Here is a 20,824-nt window from a genome sequence, read left to right on the forward strand (position 1 = left end):
GTGTGTTCAATCGAGGTTTTTGCCGACCATGCGAATCAAAAAGACCGCCGCGATATTGGCCAGCACCACAGCAAACAGCGCACCGGCCGAGGCCACGCCCGCATCAAAATTGAGCAGCGCCTGCTTGAAGATCAGAAAAGCCACGTTGGTGCTGGCGTCGCCCGGCCCGCCCGCCGTGGAGGTGTAGATCTCTGCAAATACGCTCAGTAGGAAAATCATTTCAATCATCACCACCACGGCAATGGACCGGCCCAGATGCGGCAGCACCAGGTAGCGCAATTGCTGCAAATAGGTGGCACCGTCCATGCGGGCGGCCTCCAGTTGCTCGCGGCTCATGGACTGCAAGGCAGTGATAAAAATCAGCGTGGCAAACGGCAGCCATTGCCACGACACCATCACGATCACGCTGAACAGAGGCAGGTCGGTGAGCCAGTCCACCGGCTCTGCCCCGAAAAATTGCCAGACTTGCGCCAGCACGCCGTAAATCGGGTTCATCATCATGTGCTTCCACATCAGGGCGTTGACGGGAGGCATCACAAAAAACGGCGAAATCAGCAACAGACGAACCACACCACGGCCCGGAAAAGGCTCATCAATCAGCAGTGCCAGGGCAATGCCGCCCACCACGGTGACGATGATCGCGCTGCCCAGCAGCAGCAAGGTGTTGATCACGGCGGTGGTGAACGAGGGGTCGGTGACGAAGAACTCGTAGTTCGACAGCCCCGCAAAGCCGCTTTGATCGGGCTGCATCAGGTTGTAGCGGATCAGCGAGAAATAAATCGTCATCACCAGCGGTACGATCATCCAGAGGAAGAGCGTGAACACCGCCGGTGCCAGCAACATGCGGGGCAGGAATCGGTTCATGGGAAGGTCTCCGCGTCAAAAATTTTCCAGGGCCTGCCAAGGCTCTAGTACTGCAACCCGAAAATATCGAAACATGAAAGCGTGTCTTCGCACCCATGGCGGCGTTGCAACCCTTGCGAAGGCGCATAGCCTTCGCTGCGGCTTGGCGCCTTGCCCTGGGCACGAATCCATCACTTTCATTTTGTTTCGCTACTTCCGGGTTGCAGTACTAGTTCACGTCAAGGCGCGGCGCTTGAAAAAAAGCGCGCGCCTGGCGAGCGCTGCGCTTACTTGTAGTAGCCGCCCTTTTTCATTTCACGTTCGGCGGCAATCTGTCCGGCTTTCAGGGCGGCATCCACGGTGACCTTGCCGGCCAGTGCGGCACTCATCTGCTGGCCCACGGCAATCCCGATGGCCTGAAACTCCGGAATGGCGGCGAACTGCACACCGACATAAGGTGACTTGGGCAGCGTGCTGTCGTTGGAGTTGGCCGAGTCGATGGCGGCTTTTTCGGCCGTGGCAAACCTGGCGGCTTTCAGGAATTCGGCATTGGTGTAGGTACTCTTGCGGGTGCCTGTCGGAATGCTGCCCCAGCCATTGGTTTTACCCACCAGCTGGATGTATTCCCTGGACGTTGCCCAGCTGACGAATTTTTGTGCTGCCTCAACCTTGGTGGAGCCGGCCGGAATCGCCAGCGCCCAGGCCCAGAGCCAGTTCGCACCTTTAGGCGTCACCATGGTGGGCGCTTGTGCAAAGGCCACCTTGTCAGCCACCTTGGACTGCTTGGGGTCGGTGATGAAGCTCGCTGCAATGGTGGCATCGACCCACATACCGCATTTGCCCGCGTTGTACAGCGCCAGAATTTCATTGAAGCTGTTGGCCGATGAACCCGGAGGGCCGTAGTTCTTCAGCAGGTCCACATAAAAGCTGATGGCATCTTTCCAGGGCTTGGATTCCAGCTGCGGTTTCCAGCTCATGTCAAACCACTGGCCACCACTGGTATTGACCAGGGTGGTCAGAAAGGCCATGTTGTCGCCCCAGCCCGGCTTGCCGCGCAGGCAAATGCCGTAGACGCCTTCCTTGGGGTTGTGGATTTTGGCGGCGAGGTCTTTCACCTGCGCCCAGGTGGGGCGGTCGGGCACCTGCACCCCGGCCTTGTCGGCCAGGTCCTTGCGGTACATCAGCATCGAGCTTTCGCCATAAAACGGTGCAGCGTAGAGCTTGCCGTCGGCCGTCAGGCCGTTGCGCATGGACGGCAGCAGGTCGTCCACGTCATAGGCTGCATCGGGTTTGAGTTCCTGCAGCCAGCCCTTTTTGCCCCAGATAGGCGTCTCATACATGCCAATGGTCATGATGTCGAACTGCCCGCCTTTGGTGGCAATGTCGGTGGTCACACGCTGGCGCAACACACCTTCTTCGAGCGTCACCCATTTCACCTTGATGTCGGGGTTGGCCTGCTCGAAATGTTTGGTGAGCTTTTGCATCTCGATCATGTGCCCGTTGTTCACGGTCGCAATGACGAGTTCTGTGGCGGCTTGTGCGGCACCCGTGATGGCCATAACGGCAGCCAGAGCCAATGTTGCTTTCAGTTTCATGTGATGTCTCCTGATAACTTGCTTGATTGAGCGATGTGCGACGTGTTGTGGGCACAGCGTCGACAAGGAGAACGATAAAGCTTGATGCGCCCCAGATTGATACTTCCTCCAGGCGGGCCTGTACTTAATTGCAGCAATAGCCTAGGGGTTTCACCAATATTGATTGAAAACGTACAGTTTTCGGGCTTTATCACACCAGGACAGCAATCGCCAAAGGGGGTTGGGGCTTGAGCGGGGCGTGCCGCAATGCCCCACGGTCAGCGGGGTCAAGGTGCAGGGATCAAGACAGGTCAGGCCTGGGGGAAGGCAAGGCGGGGTGGCGGGTGTTTTTGTCTTCAGGGCGCCAGGCGCTCACGCAGCCAGCTGGCATCTGCTTGCAGGGTGTAGCGCAAACGGTCATGCAGGCGGCTTTTTCGGCCCTGCCAGAATTCCCAGGTGTCGGGCTTGAGCCGGAACCCGCCCCAGTGAGGAGGGCGGGGCGGTTTCAGCAAAAACTGCGCGCCGTACCTGGCGGCATTGGCCACCAGCACGCCGCGGCCCGAGATCACCTGGCTTTGCGGGCTGGCCCAGGCGCCGATGCGGGAATCGAGCGGCCGGCTGTTGAAGTAGGCGTCGCTTTCTTCGGGGGATACTTTTTCAACCAGGCCTTCGATGCGCACCACGCGCTCCAGCTCGACCCAGTGAAACTGCAGTGCCGCGTAGGGGTTGCCGGCCAGCTCGCGGCTCTTGCGGCTGTCGTAATTGGTAAACCAGACGATGCCGCGCGCATCAAAGCCCTTGATCAGCACGATGCGCGTGGAAGGGCGCAGGTTGCCGGCCACAGTGGCCAGCGTCATGGCATTGGGTTCCGGCACCTGCGCCGCAATGGCTTCGTTCAGCCATTGGTCGAATTGCTTCAAGGGGTCGGGCTGCGAGGCTTCTTCGTTGAGCTCGGCGCGCTCGTAGCTTTTGCGAAGGTCGGCAATGGATGAGGGGAGCTCTGACATACTTGAAGTATAGAGATTGCTCTCGCCCCACCTCACCTCAACAACCCTGCCCATGCCCAGCCTGCCCGTTGTGATTGTTCTGGCCGCCGGCCACGGCGAGCGTTTTGCAGCGTCAGGGGGAACCGTGCACAAACTTGAAGCCTTGCTGGCCGGCAAACCGGTGCTGGACCACGTACTGGACGCCGTGCGGGCCAGCGGCTTGCCCCTCCATGTGGTGCGGCCCGATGCGCTGGGCCCCGATGCAGTGAACACCGGCATGGGGGACTCGATTGCGGCCGGGGTGAGGGCCACGGCCGATGCCTCGGGCTGGCTGATCCTGCCGGCTGATCTGCCCCTCATCCGCAGTGAAACCCTGCGCGCCATCGCCCTGGCGCCGCCCAGCGCGGTCACGGTGCCGCTGTACCAGGGCCGGCGCGGGCACCCGGTCCGCTTTGCGGCGGCGTGCGGCCCCGAACTCCTGCGTTTAAAAGGAAATCAGGGCGCCGCCCAGGTAGTACGGGCGCAGGAGGCTATCAATTCAGTAGCGTTTGTCGACATTGACGACCCCGGAACGGTCACCGACATTGACACGCTGGAAGACTTGCGCCGGGCCGAAGTGCTGCTCAGGCAGCGCTGAGGCGCCCGAGCGCTTTAGAGCTTTAGACCTTTAGACCTTGGCAATGACTGCGCATGCCAGCCGCGGGCCGGCGTTGCCGGTGGGCTGGGTTTTGTAGTCGTCGGGATCACGGTGAACAATCAGCCCCCGGCCCCCGATGTCGCTGGCACCGCTGCCAACCGCGATGCTTCTGGATTCAAAGCTGAACCTGGCCACGCCGCTGGCGTCGGCTTTCAGGCTGGGCAGGTCTCCGACATGGTGCATGCCCGCTCCATGCTGGCCATGGCTTTTTGCATCGGGGTTGAAATGCCCGCCGGCGCTCAGGCCGTCGCCGCTGGAGCAGTCGCCTTTTTCATGCACGTGAAAGCCGTGCTCGGCATTGGGTTTGAGGCCGCGCACTTCGCCCGTGACCATCACCTTGTCGCCGGTCTGGGCAAAGCTGACCGTGCCGGTGGTGGCATTGCCGGTGGTGCTTTGAAGCCGGGCCACGGCGCGCGGGCTGCTGCTTGTCGAGGCGCAGGCTGTCACAACAAGGGCGCCGACAAGCAGTGTCAAGGGGTGCTTCATGGTGGATGCCTTTCTCTTTTTTGATGGCTGTCAAGTTGGTTGGTATGGAGCGGGCCTTACTTTAGGCTTCATCGTCCGCGTTTGCAAGATGATGATGGCCCCCACGTTCGCTCACTGCGTGTAGCTCTCTGCCCCCCGAGGGGGCTGTGCTTGCTTGGGGCGGCCCTTCGCGGCGCACGGTAACCCCACGTTCATCAGCGGTTGACCAGCTGCAGCAGTTTTCCGAGCGCGTGGTCATGAATTCCCAGCGTGCGCAGTTTGTCGTAAGTCAGCTGCGCGTACTCGAGGGTGGTGCCATAACGGCCGCAGGCACGCGAGAATATCTGCCGGTAATGGTCTTCATGCAGGACGCCGGTGTGGCTGGGACTGTCTTTGGCCAGCGTGAAGGCCAGCGCCCTGATCGTGCCTTGCCCGGTATGGCAACGCAGCCACCGGGGATCGTAAACGCCGGTGGGCATTTCCCGGGCCCACAAAACCGGCAGCGCGGCAGCGACCTGCGCCCGGGGGATGCGAAAGGCCACGCCTTTGCAACTGCCGCCCGGCAGCAAGCCAAAGACCAGGCCGGGGCAGTCCGGCGTGCCGCGGTTGATGCGGCTCCACATCTTCAGCGCACGGTGAAAGCCATGGATGGTGGCAAAGCGCTCTTCGGAAAATTCAAATTCGGGCCGCCAGATCAATGAGGCGTAGGCAAAAATCCACAGGTCGCCGTGGCCACCCCACTCGCGCAGGGTGGTGCTGAGCATGTCATCCGGATTGCGCAAGGGCTGCAGGGGTGCAATGGCTGGGTTGGTCACGCTCACACTTTACAATGCAACAGGTTTTTTTTGTACGGAGCAGCCCATGTTTTCTCAAGAAGATGATGCACAGCGCTATGCTGTTTTAGGGTTTTTGTTTGGCATCGTGGTGCTGGTGGTGGCCTCGGTGATTGGCTTCGGCATCCATAAAAATAGCGCCATGCCCAAGGCAAAGCCGGCGGCTGCGGGCAAGCCAATGGCTGCGCAGGAGGCCGCCAAGCCCGCTGAGCCCAGCCAGGCTGCCGCGCAGGCTGCTGCAGACGCGGCCAGCGTGAAGGTTGAAAACGGCGTGGTCAAGTTCTACTTTGCGTCCGGCAAGGCGGAGCTTGCCGCGGGTGCCAGCGAGGCCCTGACGGACGTCATCAAGGGTGCCCGGGCGGGCAGGAAGCTGGTGATTTCCGGCTTCCATGACGCTACCGGCGATGCCACCAAAAATGCCGAACTGGCCAGGGAGCGTGCACTGGCGGTCAGGGCGGCCCTGAAAACGGCCGGCGTGGCCGACAGCCAGATCGAGCTCAAAAAGCCCGAGCAGATGGCCGGCAGCGGCAGCAATGCCGAAGCACGTCGTGTGGAGATCAGCCTGCAATAGGGGGATAGATAGGGGTAAGAAGGTCAGCCAGAGTCGCCACAAGTCTGGTGCCGACTTGTGTATAACGACATGGGCTGACCCGTGTTGCGCAAATGCCGCATCACATCCTCCCATGTGCGCCGGCGGATGAAAACCCGCCCAATGCAGCCAAGTTTTCGCAGTGCCCAGGCTATAGTGCAAACAGCGTAGTCGCTCGCGCAACAGGCCCCGCCGGTGAGGGGGGTGCGCAATAGGGACAGCGACTTTGGCAAAACCAATATACCTTCGCATGCATGCAGATCAGCGAGCTAAGTCCATGACAGCAAACAGTTTTCTTGAATTTTGCGCGCCATGTTATTCCGCAGTTTTGCGGGATATATCAAAGTTTAAAACCCATGAGAACGACGCTGTCTGAACGCCACCCTAGGACCCTCGCAAGTGCAGGGCGCTTGCAACTGTTGCGCGGATGGGCACTCGCCTTGGGGCTAGTGGCTGCTGTTGTGGTACTCACAGTCGCAGGCGGGCTTACAGTTGGCAATCCGAAAACTTGGTCCAGCGCTTTTCACGCCATGGCGGCTGTAGGGATGTTGCGTTGGGCGGTATTACCCCTCGCTGTGCTGAGCGGCGCAATGTTAGTGGTTGCGTTGGTCCTTCACGTTGTCATCGAAAGGAGCAAGCAATGAGTTTTAACTGGTCGCCCAAGCCGGACGCCTACGGCGTCGCTTGGCTTCAACGTTAAATCTCAGCACATGCGCACCATCGTCGTGGAGACCTCCAAGATTGTTGACGGGCCGACGTTCCATGCAACGCTCGCCTCTGCGATGGGTTTCCCGTCTTTCTATGGCTGCAACATGGACGCCTGGATCGACTGCATGTCGAGCCTGACCGACGGACACCCTTTGGCGGCAGTTCGCATCAACGAAGACGAGCAGCTCTTGCTCGTTGTACCGGCGTTCGAGAGCCTTGCGAAGCGCGCACCGGAAGTTGCACGTGCCTTCCTAGAGTGCACGGCCGCAGTGAATTCGCGGTACGGCGAGCGGGGTGAGAACGCGCGAGTAGCATTGGTTCTCGAATGAAGCCGAGACTTAACATGTCAATCGACGCGGACCCACAACAGCAGGAGGCGGCTTCGCCGCGCATGTTGGTGGTCTGGTCATCTTCACGTTAGCCCACAACAACCATGACATACGTAGCCCCCGAGTTCAAAGGCAAGAGCTTCACGTGCCCTCATTGCGGGGTTTACTCCCAGTTTTGGTGGTACGACACGCTCCGAAGCATTCCCGTTCCCGGGGGCGGTCGGAGCCACCAAACGACGGACGTCCATGTCGCGAATTGCCACCATTGCCAAGGACGAATGGTGTGGTTCGTGGATCAAGGGACTGCGCACTCGCTGTACCCCATGAACGTCGCTGCTGCGGCACCTCCGCACGCCGATATGCCCGATGACGTGAAAGCAGACTACTTGGAAGCGAGGAACATCGCAGGCCCTTCACCGAGGGGATCTGCCGCCCTGCTACGTCTTGCGTTGCAGAAGTTGTGCATCCACCTGGGAGAAGCTGGAAAGAACATTAACGACGACATCGCCGGACTTGTGAAGAACGGCCTGCCCGTTCAGATACAGCAGGCACTAGACGTTGTACGGGTCACGGGCAACAACGCCGTTCACCCAGGAGAGCTTGCGGTCAAAGACGATCCGCAGATCGTACAAGGGCTGTTCGGCCTGTTGAACATCATCGTTGACAACCGAATCGCTGAGCCAAAGCGCATCGCGGAGCTGTATTCCGCACTCCCGGAGGGAGCCCGCAAGGCCATTGAGAAGCGCGATGGCTAACAAGTCAGTCAACACGGACGTCCTCCCGGCAGGCTTTCGCCCGCCTATCGGCCGTCGGTTACTTTCACGTTATACGGCTTGAATCACCACTGCGGCACGCCTATGCAACGAACAGCCATCTGTGCTTGCGGTCAAGCGTCACTTGCGGTTTCGGGTCCGCCTGAAATGCACGGCGTGTGCCATTGCGAAAACTGCAAGCGTCGCACTGGTAGCGCTTTCGGAGTCTCGACGTATTTTTTGAAGTCGAGTGTCACGGCGCAGGAAGGGGCAACGACGATCTACGCCTTCCAGAGCTCGGGCGAAGACACTCGTCAGGAGCGTCACTTCTGCTCGGTGTGTGGAACCACTCTCTTCTGGTATATCTCCTCACTGCCACAGCTCATCGGAGTTGCAGGCGGCTGTCTTGCCGGGAGCGGGCTTCAGGCGCCGGTGTATTCTGCGAACCACGCATCCAAGGAAACGTGGGTTGCTCTCCCATCCTCATGCAGGGCTATTGACGATGAAGCATCCGTATAACTGGTCGCTCGACACGGACCCACAACTGCAGAAGACGGCTTCGCCGCGAGTGTTGCGGTCCGGTTGCCTCCAACGTTCGTTGAACGATTTGAGGCATATAGGTTGTGGCTACTAGGGCGCACACGGTCCCGCGCTTCTATCTGAGCAACTTTGTCTCGCCCGAATCGGAGAGGGTCAAGGACCCATTTGCGTGGGTCGCCACGATCTCAGACGGTGAAATCAAGCGGCGCGCACCCAGGAATCTCTCGATCGTGCGTGGTTTCTACGACGGTCCGGGTTGTTTCGAAGATGCCAATGCATCGCTGGAAACCCATCTTTCGAAGATTGAATGGGCCGCAGCGTCAGCCATCAAACGCTTTATCGCCTTACCACGGAGCAGCGGTGGTCCGGTCGGGCCAGAGATATGGCGGCTGCTAGCCTGGCAGGCAGCCTGCACGCCGGGCTGGCTTTGGTAAAAGTCAAAAACGATTTGGCGTCTTTAAAAAATACCCCTCGGGGTCATTTTTTGGCCCTGATTTGGTAACCAGTCTGTAACCCGGCGCTTTCAAAATCGCCTGTAACCCGTTACCATGGAGTCTGTAATAAAGTTACAAACTCCTCAGGCACCTAACTACCCTACGCCCCACATGACGCTTCACCCCACGATTTCTGACATCACGGCCCGGATCGCCGAGCGCAGCCGGCCGACGCGCAGCGCCTATCTGAAACAGATCGATGCCGCATCCAGCCGCAATCACAATACAGACCGCATGGGCTGCGCCAACCTGGCGCATGCGGTGGCCGGCATTCCTGTCGATGACCGCTTCAAGGTGATCACCCAGCGGGCGCCCAACATTGGCATTGTCACGGCCTACAACGACATGTTGTCGGCCCATGTGCCGCTGCAGCCTTACCCGGCCTTGATCAAGGACGAAGCGCGCAAACTGGGGGCTACCGCGCAGGTGGCCGGCGGCGTGCCGGCCATGTGCGACGGGGTCACGCAGGGCACGAGCGGCATGGAGATGAGCCTGTTCAGCCGCGACGTGATTGCACTGGCGACGGCCGTGGCGCTGTCGCACGACATGTTTGATGCGGCGCTGATGCTCGGGGTGTGCGACAAGATCGTGCCGGGCTTGCTGATCGGGGCGCTGCATTTCGGCCATTTGCCGACGGTGTTTGTGCCGGCCGGGCCCATGCCTTCGGGCATGCCCAACAAGGAAAAAGCCAAGGTCCGCGAGCTGGCCGCGCAGGGGATGGTCGGGCGCGAGGGCCTGCTCGATGCCGAGCTCAAGTCCTATCACAGCCCGGGCACCTGCACTTTCTACGGGACGGCCAACAGCAACCAGATGCTGCTCGAAGCCATGGGCCTGCATGTGCCGGGCACGGCCTTTGTGGCGCCCGGAGGAGCGCTGCGCGACGAGCTCACCCGCGAGGCGGCGCGTACCGTGCTGGGCATCACCAAATCAAAACGCTTTGCGCCGATCGGCCGCATCGTCGATGAACGCGCCATCGTCAATGCGATGGTGGCCCTGCTGGCCACGGGCGGCTCCACCAACCACCTGATTCACTGGGTGGCCGTGGCCCGCTCGGCGGGCATCCTCATCGACTGGAACGATTTTTCTGACCTGTCGGACGTGGTGCCCACGATCTCTCACGTGTATCCCAACGGCAGCGCCGATGTGAACCAGTTCCAGGCGGCAGGCGGCACCGGGTTCGTGATTCGCGAGCTGCTGGATGCGGGCCTGATGCACGAAGATGTGCTCACGGTGCGCGAAGGCGGCCTGCGTGAATACACCCGGGAGCCGGCGCTGGCCGGCGAAGCCCTGACCTGGCACGATGCCGGCGCCTCGAAGGATGAAAGCATTGTGCGGCCTGCGAAGCAGCCCTTCAGCGCCACGGGCGGGCTCAAGCTGCTGCAGGGCAACCTGGGACGCAGCGTGATCAAGGTGTCCGCGGTGCCGGATGACCGCCACATCATTGAGGCGCCGGCCCGTGTGTTTGATTCGCAGGAAGCCCTGCACAAGGCCTTCAACACCGGCGAGCTGGAGCGTGATGTGGTGTGTGTGGTGCGCTGGCAAGGCCCTCAGGCCAACGGCATGCCCGAGCTGCATAAACTCACCCCGCCGCTGGCTGTTTTGCAGGGCAAGGGCTTTCGGGTGGCGCTGGTCACCGACGGGCGCATGAGTGGCGCCTCGGGCAAGGTGCCGGCCGCGATTCACGTTTCCCCCGAGGCGGCCGCGGGTGGCCCGCTGGCCAAGATCCGTGATGGCGATGTGGTTCTGCTCGATTCGGTGACAGGGGTGTTGCGGGTTAAAGTGCCCGAGCAGGAATGGTTGGCCAGACCGGCCGCTGCCATGCCCGAGGCCCTGCGCCAGGGCAATGGCGAGGGGATGGGGCGCGAGCTGTTTGCCGGCATGCGGCGCAGTGCCCTGATGGCCGAAGAAGGCGCCCTGACATGGATATGAAAAAACGGAGAGATGAAGCAACCATGAATGACTCTGGACATCTGACAGCCCTGCAAGTGATGCAGGACGCGCCGGTCATCCCGGTGATTGTGCTGCGCGACAAAAAGCAGGCCATCTCACTGGCGCGGGCCCTGGTCAGCGGTGGCATCCGCATGCTGGAAGTCACGCTGCGCACGCCCGAAGCGCTGGCGTGCATCGAAGCCATTGCCCGCGATGTGCCCGAAGCCGTCGTCGGCGCCGGCACGGTGCGCAGCGCCGCCGATGTACAGGCCTGCGCCATGGCGGGCGCCCGCTTCGCCGTGAGCCCCGGCTACACCCATGCGGTGGCCCAGGCCTGTCGCGATGCGGACCTGCCCTTGCTGCCCGGCGTGGCCACCGGCAGCGAAATCATGGCGGCACAGGAAGACGGCTTGACCGAGCTCAAGTTTTTCCCGGCCATGCAGGCCGGAGGCCCGGCCATGCTCAAAGCCTGGAGCGGCCCATTTGGCGACGTGCGCTTTTGCCCCACCGGGGGCGTGACCGCAGGCAATGCCGCCGAGCTGCTGGCTTTGCCCAATGTGGTGTGTGTCGGGGGATCGTGGCTCACGCCCGCCGATGCGCTGGCGGCCGGGGACTGGGCGCGCATTACCGCGCTGGCCCGCGAGGCCGTCCAGCTCCGTCGCACCGCCAGCTAAGCATGAAAATGGCTGTCAGCCCTGGTGTTTATTGCGCAAGCAGCTATTAAAACAATAGCGGATTGGGTGAAGGCCGAGCGTTCAGGATGAGCGCTCGATCAACTCGATCTTGTAGCCGTCGGGATCGGTGACAAAAGCAATCACCGTGCTGCCGCCCTTGACCGGGCCTGGCTCGCGGGTGACCTGGCCGCCGCCCGACCTGATTTTTTCACAGGCCGCATAAACGTCGGGCACGCCCAGCGCGATGTGGCCATAGGCCGTGCCCAGCTCGTAGCTGTCCACGCCGTGGTTGTAGGTCAGTTCGATCTCGGCATGCTCGGGGTTGCTGCCGTAGCCCACGAAGGCCAGCGAGTACTTCTGCTCGGGCCGCTCGGTGGTGCGCAGCAGTTTCATGCCCATGACCTGGGTGTAGAAATCGATGGAGCGCTGGAGATTGCCAACGCGAAGCATGGTGTGGAGGAGTCGCATGTTGGGATTATCAGGCGGATCGCTGGTCCGCGTATTTCGGACCTCCCTTCCAAAGGCAAGTCGGCTGCTGACCGGGGTCAATACCCATGCATGGCATGCATCTGGATCTAAGGGTTCGTTCAGAAATAAGTTGTGCATTTGACCGTCGGATTCGGGATGCAATGCTAGGCGTGGAGCGCGCCGTGTGGCTCTGCCACACAAGCGATTCACAACAACGCAGTGCGCACTAAGCTGGCGAGACAAATGTGCAAGTTATTGCTGAACGAGCCCTAAGCGCGCGTCAACCGTCGAGCGATCGCGCGAGGTGTTTTTGCCAACGGCCCATCCGATGTTTCTACCTGGGCGAATAGGAATTGTTCGCTGCTTGCCAGCAATCCACGGTAAAGGGTCTCACACAACTGCCTTGCGTGGACGCCAGGCCAGTCGGCGGGTAACAAGGCTTCAGGCAGATTGGGATCGCGCAGCAGCACCCGACGATACTCGTGGATAAGAAGCGTGCGCACAAAGAAGGCCTCGGCTTGGCTCAGGCCCTCCAGCTCTTCAGCGACCGGCGCGAACCGTGCAATGAATTGTTTCCAGGCGTGCTCCACCTGGGTCAGTTTGAAGGTTTCGTGCATGATGGTCTGCAAGGGCTTGCGTGAATACGACTCGATGCTTTCGGCGCTGAGCACGGCCACCAGTTCTTCGGCGCGCGCTGCCTTCACGATTTCCTGCAGTGAGCGGTGATCGACATGGGGGTGCGCGAACACGTTTGGCGCCAGCTGCCCGAAACTCTCCCAGAGCAATTCACGCTTGAGGTGCTGACGCACGCTGGCGCGCATGGCGCTGTCCAGAACGACCAGCGTCCAGCGGCCATCCCACGCAGGCAGATTGAACTCGTAGATGCGCCGGTCCGCATGCTGCACACGCAGCAGTCCCACATCCGACAAACCATAGTAGCTGCGCCGGCCGATGCGCGTCGCAACAAACCAATCGTCCGCAGTCAGTCTAAATGCGCTCGTACGCACCAGCCTCGGTGCCAGACCGAACAGCTCCACCAGGGTAATCAAACTGCCGAGCCAGACTGATTGCCGACGCGGCGCAATGGCATCGCCATAGATGGTAATCAGTACTGAATTGGCCCTCAAGACCAAGTCACGCCGCACCCGCGCGATATTGGCCGAAATCTGCGAATCCGAAATCTTGCGGTGCATGCGAGCCTCCAAAGTGATACAGGAAATTTGATTGTATGAATCTTTTTGTATCACTAATATTCGTTCACTGAGTCAGGATGTTTGATCCAGATCAACGACCAAATTAACGGAGCTTGATATGTACGCACAGCTGGTGGAAACGGGAGTCCAGTCGGTACGGGCGCTGGAGGATATGGAGCCGCAAGAGCGTGCGTTCCAGGAAAAAATCAATGCCGGCATCAAGATGGAGCCCAAGGACTGGATGCCCGAGGGCTACCGAAAAACGCTGGTACGGCAGATTTCGCAACACGCCCACTCCGAATACGTGGGCATGCTGCCCGAAGCCAACTGGATCACCCGTGCGCCCACGCTCAAGCGCAAGGCCATCCTCATGGCCAAGGTGCAAGACGAAGCGGGTCACGGCCTGTACCTGTACAGCGCCGTGGAGACGCTGGGCGTCACGCGCGACCAAACCTACCAGGACTTGCTCTCTGGCAAGGCCAAGTACTCCAGCATCTTCAACTACCCCACGCTGACCTGGGCCGACATCGGAGCCATCGGCTGGCTGGTGGACGGCTCGGCCATCGTCAACCAGGTGCCGATTTGCCGCTGCTCGTATGGCCCTTATGCGCGGGCCATGGTACGGGTGTGCAAGGAAGAGTCGTTTCACCAGCGCCAGGGTTTCGACATCATGGTCACGCTGTGCCAAGGCACGCCCGAGCAAAAGCAGATGGCCCAGGATGCGCTCAACCGCTGGTGGTGGCCGTCGATTGCCATGCACGGCCCGGCCGATGAGCAGTCGGTCAACAGCGCTCAGTCCATGGCCTGGAAGATCAAGTTGAACAGCAACGATGAATTGCGCCAGAAATTCATCGACCAGACCGTACCGCAGATCGAGTTCCTGGGCCTGACGCTGCCAGACCCTGACCTCAAATGGAACGAAACGCGTGGCCACTACGACTACGGCGCCATCGACTGGGTCGATTTTTTCAACGTCGTCAAGGGCAAAGGCCCATGTAACGAGGAGCGGTTAGCCGCGCGTAACAAGGCTTGGGATGAAGGCGCGTGGTTTCGGGAAGCCTTGAGCGCGCACGCGGCCAAACAGGAACAAACGAGCATCAAAAAGGCGGCATGAAATGAGTCAAAGCAACATACAGCGCGAGTGGCCTTTGTGGGAGATTTTCATCCGCAGCCAGCACGGGCTGGCGCACAAGCATGTGGGCAGCCTGCATGCCGTTGACGGTGCCAGCGCCATCCAGCACGCCCGTGACGTCTACACCCGGCGCAACGAAGGCGTCAGCATCTGGGCCGTGCGCGCCAGCGATGTGGTGGCCAGCAGCCCCGGCGACAAGGAAGCCTTGTTCGACGCCTCGCAGAGCAAGGTTTACCGCCACCCCACGTTCTACCCCATGCCCGACGGCGTGAAGCACATCTGAAGCCGGGGCCGCCCATGAATCCGAAATTCGAATACCTCTTGCGCCTGGGCGACAACTGCCTGGTGCTGTCCCAGCAACTCGCTGCCTGGTGCGGCCATGGACCGGCCCTGGAAGAAGACCTGGCGCTGACCAATGTGGCGCTCGATCTGCTTGGGCAAGCCCGTCTCTGGCTTTCGTATGCGGGCGAAGTCGAGGGCCGTGGCCGTGACGAAGACGCGCTGGCCTATGGCCGGGATGGATCGGACTTTCGCAACCTGCTGTTGCTGGAGCAGCCCAACGGGCACTACGGCGACACGATGACGCGCCAGTTTTTGTTCGACGCCTGGCACCAGCATCTGCTGGCGGCTTTGAGCCAGTCCACCGACACGCGCATCGCGGAAATTGCACAAAAGGCGGCCAAAGAAGTGCGCTACCACGTTGAGCGTAGCGCCGGGCTGGTGATCGCGCTGGGCGACGGCACCGAGCAGAGCCACACGCGGATGCAAGCCGCGGTGAACAAGCTTTGGCCTTACACCAACGAGTGGTTCGAGTCCGACGCGGTAGATGCGCAGTGCGCGGCCGAGGGGCTTGCACCCGCTGCGACCAGCCTTGCGGCCCCGTGGCACGCCAGCGTGGAATCGGTACTGGCCCAAGCCACGCTGGTGATGCCAGGCTACACCGGCCATCAGCGCGGCGGAAAGCAAGGCTTGCACTCCGAACACCTGGGCCATCTGCTGACGTCTTTGCAATTCGTGCAGCGAACCTATCCAGGAGCACAGTGGTGAGCTTTGTACCTGTGCAGCACGCTGCGCGTGAAACCGTGCTGGCTTGGCTGGGTGAGGTGATGGATCCGGAAGTGCCCGCCGTGTCAGTGGTCGATCTGGGCATCGTGCGCGATGTTCAGTGGAAGGGCAATGCCGACCATGGCGCACCCTCGTCCAGCTTGGTGGTCACGGTCACCCCCACCTATTCGGGCTGCCCGGCTACCGAGGTGATCGCGCAATCGATTCGCGAGGCTTTGCAGGCGCATGGCATCGATCAAGTTGAGGTGCGCACGCAGTTGTCGCCCGCCTGGACTACCGACTGGATGACCCCCAAGGGCCGTGACGCCTTGCGGGCCTATGGCATCGCGCCGCCGGTGCTTCGGGCACCGGGTGCCGACGGCACGCAAGTGATCGACATCGCCGCTCTGCTGCCTGGTCGCGCGGTTGTACCCTGCCCCCAGTGTGGCTCGCGTAAGACACGCCTGCTGTCCCAGTTTGGCTCGACCGCCTGCAAGGCGCTCTACCAGTGCAATGACTGCCTGGAGCCTTTCGATTATTTCAAGCCGCATTGAGAAAGCCCCATGGCAACGCTCCAATTTCACACCCTCAAGGTCAGCGACGTGCGAGCTGCAACGCGCGATGCCGTGGCCATTACCTTCGCCGTGCCAGAAAACCTGCAAGAAGCTTTCTCCTACGTGCAGGGACAGTACCTCACGCTGCGCACCATGCTGGACGGCGAGGAACTGCGCCGCTCCTATTCAATCTGCTCTGCAGTGCAGGACCAGCGGCTTCGCGTTGCTATCAAACGTGTAGCTGGTGGTGCTTTCTCCAATTGGGCTGCAGACCATTTATTGCCTGGTACCGCGATCGAGGTAATGCCGCCTCAGGGTAGTTTTCATATCGCGTTGGTGCCTCAGTCTGCACGCCATATCGTGGCCTTTGCCTCAGGCAGCGGCATCACACCCGTGCTGTCGATCATCAAGACCACGCTGCTGGCCGAACCCCAGACCAGCGTGACCCTGGTGTACGGCAACCGCTCGTCCAGTGGCGTGATGTTCAAGGAAGAACTTGAAGACCTCAAAGACAGCTACCTGGGCCGCTTCAACCTGGTGTGGATCATGAGCCGCGAATCGCAAGACATCCCGCTGTTCAATGGCCGCATCGACTACGAGAAGTGCAGCCAGCTGCTCACGCACTGGATCGATCCTGCCGGCATAGCCGCGGCCTTCATCTGCGGTCCTGAAGACATGATGCTGGCCACCTCGCAGGCGCTGCAGGACAAGGGCGTCGAGAAGTCGCGCATCAAGGTCGAGCTGTTCGGCACAGCCCCCAAAGGCGACAAGCCGCGTACGGCACGCGCCGCCGTTCAGGGCAACGACCAGTGCGAGGTGGAAGTCGTGGTCGACGGCACGCGCCGCAGCTTCTTCATGCAGAAGAACCAGGACAACCTGGTGGACGCCGGCATCAAGGCCGGGCTGGAGATGCCTTACTCATGCAAAGGCGGTGTGTGCTCCACCTGCCGGGCCAAGGTGTTGCAGGGCGAGGTGGACATGGACATCAATTTCGCGCTGGAAGACTACGAGGTGGCCCGCGGCTTTGTGCTGTGTTGCCAGAGCTACCCCGTCACTGACAAGCTGGTCATCGATTTTGACCAGGAGCACGCGCACAACTGAGCCGCTGTTCCCTCTTCCAACGCCCCATCACTATCCAAGGAGACATTCCCATGAGCCACCCCCTTTTCGAAAAACACAAAGCCCAGCTCGACCAGGCTGCCCAAGCCCTGGCCACACGCGGCTACTGGAGCCCTTACAACGAGATGCCCAGCCCCAAGGTCTACGGCGAGACAGCCGCTGAAACCGGCAAGCAGGCTTTCGATGCTCATCTCGGCAAGACCTTTGCACTGGACCAGCCGGGCCAAACCGGCGTGCATGCGGGCGAGCGCTCGCCCTACGGCATGGAGCTCAACGTCAGCTACCCGGTGTGCGATCCCGAGGCCCTGATCCAGGCTGCGCTCAAGGCCGTGCCGGCCTGGGGCCAGCTGGGCGCCGAGGGCCGCACCGGCATCCTGATCGAATCGCTGCAGCGCCTCAACCAGCGCAGCTTCGAGATCGGCCACGCGGTCATGATGACCACCGGACAAGGCTGGATGATGGCCTTCCAGGCCGGTGGCCCCCATGCGCAAGACCGAGGTCTGGAGGCCGTGGCCTGCGCCTGGCGCGAGCAGACCGCCATTCCCCGCGAAGCCATTTGGGAAAAACCCCAAGGCAAGAATGCACCGCTGCGCATGCAAAAGCATTTTGAGATCGTTGGGCGCGGTGTGGCGCTGGTCATTGGTTGCGGCACCTTCCCCACCTGGAACACCTACCCTGGCGTCTTTGCCGCGCTGGCCACTGGCAACCCGGTCATCGTCAAGCCGCACAGCAACGCCATCCTGCCAGCGGCCATCACGGTGGCGGTGATCCGGCAGGTGCTGGCCGAAAATGGCATTGACCCGAATGTCATCACCCTGGCTGTCACCCCGCAACGCAGCGCCACACAGCTGCTCGCCACCCACAAGGACGTGAAATCGGTGGACTTCACCGGCAGCAACCATTTTGGCAACTGGCTCATTGAAAACTGCAAACAAGCGCAGGTCTATGCCGAGCTGGCCGGTGTCAACAACGTGGTGATCGAATCGACCGACGCCTACCGCGCCATGCTCAAAAACCTGGCATTTTCCTTGTCGCTGTACTCGGGCCAGATGTGCACCACCACGCAGGCCATCATCGTGCCTGCGGGCGGCATTGACACCGACGAAGGCCACAAGAACTTTGACGAGGTGGCTGCCGATCTGGGCGCGGCCATCACGATGTTTGTGTCTGACCCGAAAGTCGCCCATGCGGTGCTGGGGGCCATTCAATCGGAAGACACCGTTCGCCGGGTCGATGAATCGCACCGGTTGGCCGAGGTCGTGCTGGCCTCGCAAAAGTTGGTGAACCCCGAGTTTCCCGATGCCCAGGTGCGTACACCAACGCTGCTCAAGTGCGATGCGAGGGACGAAAAAGCCTACATGGAAGAGCGCTTTGGCCCCATCAGTTTTGTCGTGCGGGCTGCTGATGCGCAGGCCGCGATGGCACTGTCCGAACGCATCGTGCAGGACCATGGCGCGCTGACAGCAGGCATCTACTCCACCCGCCCCGAGGTCGTGGATGCCATGGTGCAGGCCACCTGGCGCAGCAAGGTGGCGCTGTCGATCAACCTGACGGGCAGCATCTTTGTCAACCAGTCGGCGGCTTTCTCGGACTACCACGGCACCGGCGGCAACCCGTCAGCCAACGCGTCGTACGCGGACTCCGCATTTGTGGCGAACCGCTTTCGCGTGGTGCAGCGCCGCTTCCATATTTAAGCCCACTGTTTCGCATCGCCAGAGAGTTGCATGACCTACCAAAACATCAGCTATGCCGTAGAAGACGGCCTTGCGCGCCTCACGCTCAACCGCCCGGACAAGCTCAACAGCTTCACCGTCGCCATGCACCTCGAAGTGCACGCCGCGCTCGATGCGGCGGCGGCAGACCCGCTGGTCCGTGCCTTGGTGCTGACCGGTGCAGGCCGTGGGTTTTGCGCCGGGCAGGACCTGAGTGACCGTGCTGTATCGGCTGGGGTAACAGGGACGGAGAAGCCCGATCTGGGCGAGTCGATTGCGAAGTACTACGGCCCGCTGGTGCTTCGCCTGCGCGCCATGCCCAAACCCGTGGTCTGCGCCGTCAATGGGGTGGCGGCCGGTGCAGGTGCCAACATCGCCCTGGCGTGCGACATCGTGATTGCTGTCGAGACCGCCCGCTTCATCCAGCCCTTTTGCAATCTGGGCCTGGTGCCCGATGCCGGTGGCACCTGGTTTTTACCGCAGTTGGTGGGGCGCTCACGCGCCATGGGCCTGGCTTTGCTGGGTGACACCCTTAGCGCAGAGCAGGCTGCGCATTGGGGTTTGATCTGGAAGTGTGTGCCTGCTGCCGACTTTGATGCCGAGGTGAGCACCGTAGCGCGCAAGCTCGCCAATGGCCCGACCTTGGGCTTGGCCCGCACCAAGCAGGCCATTGACGCGGCGGCCACCAGCACCCTGAGCGAACAGCTCGACCGCGAGCGCGATTTCCAGCGTGAACTGGGCTACAGCCAGGACTATGCCGAGGGCGTCAGCGCTTTCACGAACAAGCGCCCCCCGCAATTCACAGGCTGCTGATTTTTCAGACGCGACCCAAACTGCCACCCACAACACCTGCACGAGGAGACATTCGATGCCTGTCCACACCACCCCCACCGAACTGCTCGACCCCATCGAGCGAGCCAGTCGGGACGAAATCACCGCCCTCCAGATTCAGCGCCTCAAAACCACGCTGAACCATGTTTACCAAAACGTTGCGCACTACCGCAAGGCCTTTGACGATAAAGGCGTACACCCCGACGACCTGAAAGAACTCAGGGATTTGGCGAAATTCCCCTTCACCTGCAAGAAGGATCTGCGCGACAACTACCCGTTCGGGCTGTTCGCCGTGCCCAAGGAGCAGGTTTCACGCATACACGCCTCCTCAGGCACCACCGGCAAGCCGACCGTTGTGGGCTACACCAGGAACGACATCAATAACTGGGCCGATCTGGTGGCCCGCTCCATCCGCGCTGCAGGCGGGCGAGCCGGCGACACCATGCACATCGCCTACGGCTATGGCCTGTTCACCGGCGGGCTGGGGGCGCACTACGGTGCCGAGCGTCTGGGCTGCACCGTGATTCCTATGTCGGGTGGGCAAACCGAGAAGCAGGTGCAACTGATCCAGGACTTCAAGCCCCGCCTCATCATGGTGACGCCGTCCTACATGCAGGTCATCATTGAAGAGTTCGCCCGGCAGGGCATCGATCCGCGCGAGAGCTCGCTGAAGATCGGCATCTTTGGCGCGGAGCCCTGGACCGAGGCCATGCGCCGCGAAATCGAGACCAATGCGGGCATCGACGCGGTCGATATTTATGGTTTGTCGGAGGTCATGGGGCCGGGTGTGGCCAGCGAGTGCATCGAGTCCAAAGACGGCCCGGTCATTTGGGAAGACCATTTCTACCCTGAAGTGATAGACCCCGAAACCGGCGAATTGCTGCCCGATGGCGAAGAGGGTGAGCTGGTCTTCACCTCGCTGACCAAGGAAGCCTTCCCCGTCATCCGCTACCGCACGCGCGACCTCACGCGGCTGCTGCCACCCACCTCACGCGCATTCCGCCGCATGGGCAAGATCATTGGGCGCTCGGACGACATGCTGATCATCCGCGGCGTGAACGTGTTCCCCACGCAGATCGAGGAGTTGGTCCTCAAGCACGGCAAGCTCTCGCCGCTGTACCAGTTGATCGTGACCCGCAATGGCCGGCTGGACGAAGTGGAAGTGCTGGCCGAACTGCAGAGCGCCGATGCCGCAATGCCGTCCAACGACGTCGCCGACATCAGCCGCTGGCTGCAACAGCGAATCAAAACCATGGTCGGCATCAGCACTCGCGTGACGGTGCTACCCCCCAACTCCATCGAACGTACGCAGACCGGCAAGTCGCGCCGTGTGATCGACAAACGACCCAAAGCCTGAG

At 61.3% G+C, this 20,824-nt stretch carries 23 protein-coding genes; 16 read left to right on the forward strand and 7 right to left on the reverse strand.

The window, feature by feature from the left end:
• Positions 1-6 precede the first annotated feature (6 nt).
• From V6M61_RS19355 to pdxH, 3 genes are all read right to left on the reverse strand, one after another.
• A complete protein-coding gene (locus V6M61_RS19355; protein WP_332778231.1) occupies positions 7-864 on the reverse strand; it encodes a carbohydrate ABC transporter permease in 858 nt (285 codons plus the stop codon).
• A 266-nt stretch (positions 865-1,130) separates the two neighbouring features.
• A complete protein-coding gene (locus tag V6M61_RS19360; RefSeq protein ID WP_332778232.1) occupies positions 1,131-2,438 on the reverse strand; it encodes an ABC transporter substrate-binding protein in 1,308 nt (435 codons plus the stop codon).
• A 335-nt stretch (positions 2,439-2,773) separates the two neighbouring features.
• On the reverse strand, positions 2,774-3,424 hold the full coding sequence (gene pdxH, locus V6M61_RS19365; RefSeq protein ID WP_332778233.1) for a pyridoxamine 5'-phosphate oxidase: 651 nt from the start codon (positions 3,422-3,424) through the stop codon (positions 2,774-2,776).
• A 52-nt stretch (positions 3,425-3,476) separates the two neighbouring features.
• Between pdxH and V6M61_RS19370 the strand changes: the two genes are divergently transcribed.
• A complete protein-coding gene (locus V6M61_RS19370) occupies positions 3,477-4,040 on the forward strand; it encodes a nucleotidyltransferase family protein (protein WP_332778234.1) in 564 nt (187 codons plus the stop codon).
• Between the two features lie 30 nt (positions 4,041-4,070).
• Here the strand turns inward: V6M61_RS19370 and V6M61_RS19375 are convergent, their stop codons facing one another.
• Together V6M61_RS19375 and V6M61_RS19380 are read right to left on the reverse strand one after the other, a co-directional pair.
• Positions 4,071-4,586, reverse strand: a complete 516-nt coding sequence (locus V6M61_RS19375) for a superoxide dismutase family protein (RefSeq protein ID WP_332778235.1) — start codon at positions 4,584-4,586, stop codon at positions 4,071-4,073.
• A gap of 194 nt (positions 4,587-4,780) precedes the next feature.
• Complete coding sequence (locus V6M61_RS19380; protein WP_332778280.1) at positions 4,781-5,329, reverse strand: gamma-glutamylcyclotransferase; 549 nt, start codon at positions 5,327-5,329, stop codon at positions 4,781-4,783.
• A 97-nt stretch (positions 5,330-5,426) separates the two neighbouring features.
• On the opposite strand from V6M61_RS19380, the gene V6M61_RS19385 reads away from it, so the two are divergent.
• From V6M61_RS19385 to eda, 7 genes are all read left to right on the forward strand, one after another.
• Positions 5,427-5,969: an OmpA family protein gene (locus tag V6M61_RS19385; protein WP_332778236.1), complete on the forward strand. Its 543-nt coding sequence runs from the start codon at positions 5,427-5,429 to the stop codon at positions 5,967-5,969.
• Between the two features lie 728 nt (positions 5,970-6,697).
• Positions 6,698-7,024, forward strand: a complete 327-nt coding sequence (locus V6M61_RS19390) for a barstar family protein (RefSeq protein WP_332778237.1) — start codon at positions 6,698-6,700, stop codon at positions 7,022-7,024.
• A 323-nt stretch (positions 7,025-7,347) separates the two neighbouring features.
• Positions 7,348-7,779 carry a DUF4145 domain-containing protein gene (locus V6M61_RS19395; protein ID WP_332778238.1) on the forward strand — a complete coding sequence of 144 codons (432 nt, stop codon included), beginning with the start codon at positions 7,348-7,350 and terminating at the stop codon, positions 7,777-7,779.
• A gap of 102 nt (positions 7,780-7,881) precedes the next feature.
• On the forward strand, positions 7,882-8,295 hold the full coding sequence (locus V6M61_RS21075; RefSeq protein ID WP_442957819.1) for a GFA family protein: 414 nt from the start codon (positions 7,882-7,884) through the stop codon (positions 8,293-8,295).
• 104 nt (positions 8,296-8,399) lie between these two features.
• Positions 8,400-8,750, forward strand: coding sequence for a DUF4238 domain-containing protein (locus V6M61_RS21080; protein ID WP_442957820.1), 351 nt, complete (start codon positions 8,400-8,402; stop codon positions 8,748-8,750).
• A gap of 171 nt (positions 8,751-8,921) precedes the next feature.
• Complete coding sequence (edd, locus tag V6M61_RS19400; protein ID WP_332778239.1) at positions 8,922-10,739, forward strand: phosphogluconate dehydratase; 1,818 nt, start codon at positions 8,922-8,924, stop codon at positions 10,737-10,739.
• Between the two features lie 23 nt (positions 10,740-10,762).
• On the forward strand, positions 10,763-11,413 hold the full coding sequence (gene eda / locus V6M61_RS19405; RefSeq protein WP_332778240.1) for a bifunctional 4-hydroxy-2-oxoglutarate aldolase/2-dehydro-3-deoxy-phosphogluconate aldolase: 651 nt from the start codon (positions 10,763-10,765) through the stop codon (positions 11,411-11,413).
• A gap of 81 nt (positions 11,414-11,494) precedes the next feature.
• Here the strand turns inward: eda and gloA are convergent, their stop codons facing one another.
• Positions 11,495-11,881, reverse strand: coding sequence for a lactoylglutathione lyase (gene gloA, locus V6M61_RS19410; RefSeq protein ID WP_332778241.1), 387 nt, complete (start codon positions 11,879-11,881; stop codon positions 11,495-11,497).
• A 269-nt stretch (positions 11,882-12,150) separates the two neighbouring features.
• On the reverse strand, positions 12,151-13,074 hold the full coding sequence (gene paaX / locus V6M61_RS19415; RefSeq protein ID WP_332778242.1) for a phenylacetic acid degradation operon negative regulatory protein PaaX: 924 nt from the start codon (positions 13,072-13,074) through the stop codon (positions 12,151-12,153).
• Between the two features lie 118 nt (positions 13,075-13,192).
• On the opposite strand from paaX, the gene paaA reads away from it, so the two are divergent.
• Genes paaA through paaK form a run of 8 tightly spaced genes read left to right on the forward strand, consistent with a single transcriptional unit; the run spans position 13,193 to position 20,823 of the window.
• Positions 13,193-14,188 carry a 1,2-phenylacetyl-CoA epoxidase subunit PaaA gene (paaA, locus tag V6M61_RS19420; RefSeq protein ID WP_332778243.1) on the forward strand — a complete coding sequence of 332 codons (996 nt, stop codon included), beginning with the start codon at positions 13,193-13,195 and terminating at the stop codon, positions 14,186-14,188.
• Positions 14,189-14,204: 16 nt separating this feature from the next.
• Complete coding sequence (gene paaB, locus V6M61_RS19425; RefSeq protein ID WP_332778281.1) at positions 14,205-14,489, forward strand: 1,2-phenylacetyl-CoA epoxidase subunit PaaB; 285 nt, start codon at positions 14,205-14,207, stop codon at positions 14,487-14,489.
• 14 nt (positions 14,490-14,503) lie between these two features.
• On the forward strand, positions 14,504-15,253 hold the full coding sequence (gene paaC / locus V6M61_RS19430) for a 1,2-phenylacetyl-CoA epoxidase subunit PaaC (protein WP_332778244.1): 750 nt from the start codon (positions 14,504-14,506) through the stop codon (positions 15,251-15,253).
• A complete protein-coding gene (gene paaD, locus V6M61_RS19435) occupies positions 15,250-15,804 on the forward strand; it encodes a 1,2-phenylacetyl-CoA epoxidase subunit PaaD (protein ID WP_332778245.1) in 555 nt (184 codons plus the stop codon). The genes paaC and paaD overlap by 4 nt, the downstream gene beginning before the upstream one ends.
• 9 nt (positions 15,805-15,813) lie before the next feature.
• Positions 15,814-16,905, forward strand: a complete 1,092-nt coding sequence (paaE, locus tag V6M61_RS19440; protein WP_332778246.1) for a 1,2-phenylacetyl-CoA epoxidase subunit PaaE — start codon at positions 15,814-15,816, stop codon at positions 16,903-16,905.
• Positions 16,906-16,955: 50 nt separating this feature from the next.
• Complete coding sequence (paaN, locus tag V6M61_RS19445; RefSeq protein ID WP_332778247.1) at positions 16,956-18,617, forward strand: phenylacetic acid degradation protein PaaN; 1,662 nt, start codon at positions 16,956-16,958, stop codon at positions 18,615-18,617.
• Positions 18,618-18,647: 30 nt separating this feature from the next.
• Positions 18,648-19,448 (forward strand): 2-(1,2-epoxy-1,2-dihydrophenyl)acetyl-CoA isomerase PaaG, encoded by an 801-nt coding sequence (gene paaG / locus V6M61_RS19450; RefSeq protein ID WP_332778248.1) that lies wholly within the window; start codon positions 18,648-18,650, stop codon positions 19,446-19,448.
• Positions 19,449-19,503: 55 nt separating this feature from the next.
• On the forward strand, positions 19,504-20,823 hold the full coding sequence (gene paaK, locus V6M61_RS19455) for a phenylacetate--CoA ligase PaaK (protein WP_332778249.1): 1,320 nt from the start codon (positions 19,504-19,506) through the stop codon (positions 20,821-20,823).
• Position 20,824 lies beyond the last annotated feature (1 nt).

Source organism: Polaromonas sp., assembly GCF_036676035.1.
Classification (GTDB): Bacteria; Pseudomonadota; Gammaproteobacteria; order Burkholderiales; family Burkholderiaceae_C; genus Polaromonas.

What these genes read in the sequence shown, in the direction of transcription:
- V6M61_RS19385 (WP_332778236.1), top strand. Translation starts at nt 5,427, where the DNA reads ATGTTTTCTCAAGAAGATGATGCACAGCGCTATGCTGTTTTAGGGTTT.
- V6M61_RS19375 (WP_332778235.1), bottom strand. Translation starts at nt 4,586, where the DNA reads ATGAAGCACCCCTTGACACTGCTTGTCGGCGCCCTTGTTGTGACAGCC.
- pdxH (WP_332778233.1), bottom strand. Translation starts at nt 3,424, where the DNA reads ATGTCAGAGCTCCCCTCATCCATTGCCGACCTTCGCAAAAGCTACGAG.
- edd (WP_332778239.1), top strand. Translation starts at nt 8,922, where the DNA reads ATGACGCTTCACCCCACGATTTCTGACATCACGGCCCGGATCGCCGAG.
- paaE (WP_332778246.1), top strand. Translation starts at nt 15,814, where the DNA reads ATGGCAACGCTCCAATTTCACACCCTCAAGGTCAGCGACGTGCGAGCT.
- gloA (WP_332778241.1), bottom strand. Translation starts at nt 11,881, where the DNA reads ATGCGACTCCTCCACACCATGCTTCGCGTTGGCAATCTCCAGCGCTCC.
- paaK (WP_332778249.1), top strand. Translation starts at nt 19,504, where the DNA reads ATGCCTGTCCACACCACCCCCACCGAACTGCTCGACCCCATCGAGCGA.
- V6M61_RS19395 (WP_332778238.1), top strand. Translation starts at nt 7,348, where the DNA reads ATGAACGTCGCTGCTGCGGCACCTCCGCACGCCGATATGCCCGATGAC.
- V6M61_RS19390 (WP_332778237.1), top strand. Translation starts at nt 6,698, where the DNA reads ATGCGCACCATCGTCGTGGAGACCTCCAAGATTGTTGACGGGCCGACG.
- V6M61_RS19370 (WP_332778234.1), top strand. Translation starts at nt 3,477, where the DNA reads ATGCCCAGCCTGCCCGTTGTGATTGTTCTGGCCGCCGGCCACGGCGAG.
- paaC (WP_332778244.1), top strand. Translation starts at nt 14,504, where the DNA reads ATGAATCCGAAATTCGAATACCTCTTGCGCCTGGGCGACAACTGCCTG.
- paaA (WP_332778243.1), top strand. Translation starts at nt 13,193, where the DNA reads ATGTACGCACAGCTGGTGGAAACGGGAGTCCAGTCGGTACGGGCGCTG.
- eda (WP_332778240.1), top strand. Translation starts at nt 10,763, where the DNA reads ATGAATGACTCTGGACATCTGACAGCCCTGCAAGTGATGCAGGACGCG.
- paaX (WP_332778242.1), bottom strand. Translation starts at nt 13,074, where the DNA reads ATGCACCGCAAGATTTCGGATTCGCAGATTTCGGCCAATATCGCGCGG.
- V6M61_RS21075 (WP_442957819.1), top strand. Translation starts at nt 7,882, where the DNA reads ATGCAACGAACAGCCATCTGTGCTTGCGGTCAAGCGTCACTTGCGGTT.
- V6M61_RS19355 (WP_332778231.1), bottom strand. Translation starts at nt 864, where the DNA reads ATGAACCGATTCCTGCCCCGCATGTTGCTGGCACCGGCGGTGTTCACG.
- V6M61_RS19380 (WP_332778280.1), bottom strand. Translation starts at nt 5,329, where the DNA reads ATGCTCAGCACCACCCTGCGCGAGTGGGGTGGCCACGGCGACCTGTGG.
- V6M61_RS19360 (WP_332778232.1), bottom strand. Translation starts at nt 2,438, where the DNA reads ATGAAACTGAAAGCAACATTGGCTCTGGCTGCCGTTATGGCCATCACG.
- paaN (WP_332778247.1), top strand. Translation starts at nt 16,956, where the DNA reads ATGAGCCACCCCCTTTTCGAAAAACACAAAGCCCAGCTCGACCAGGCT.
- paaG (WP_332778248.1), top strand. Translation starts at nt 18,648, where the DNA reads ATGACCTACCAAAACATCAGCTATGCCGTAGAAGACGGCCTTGCGCGC.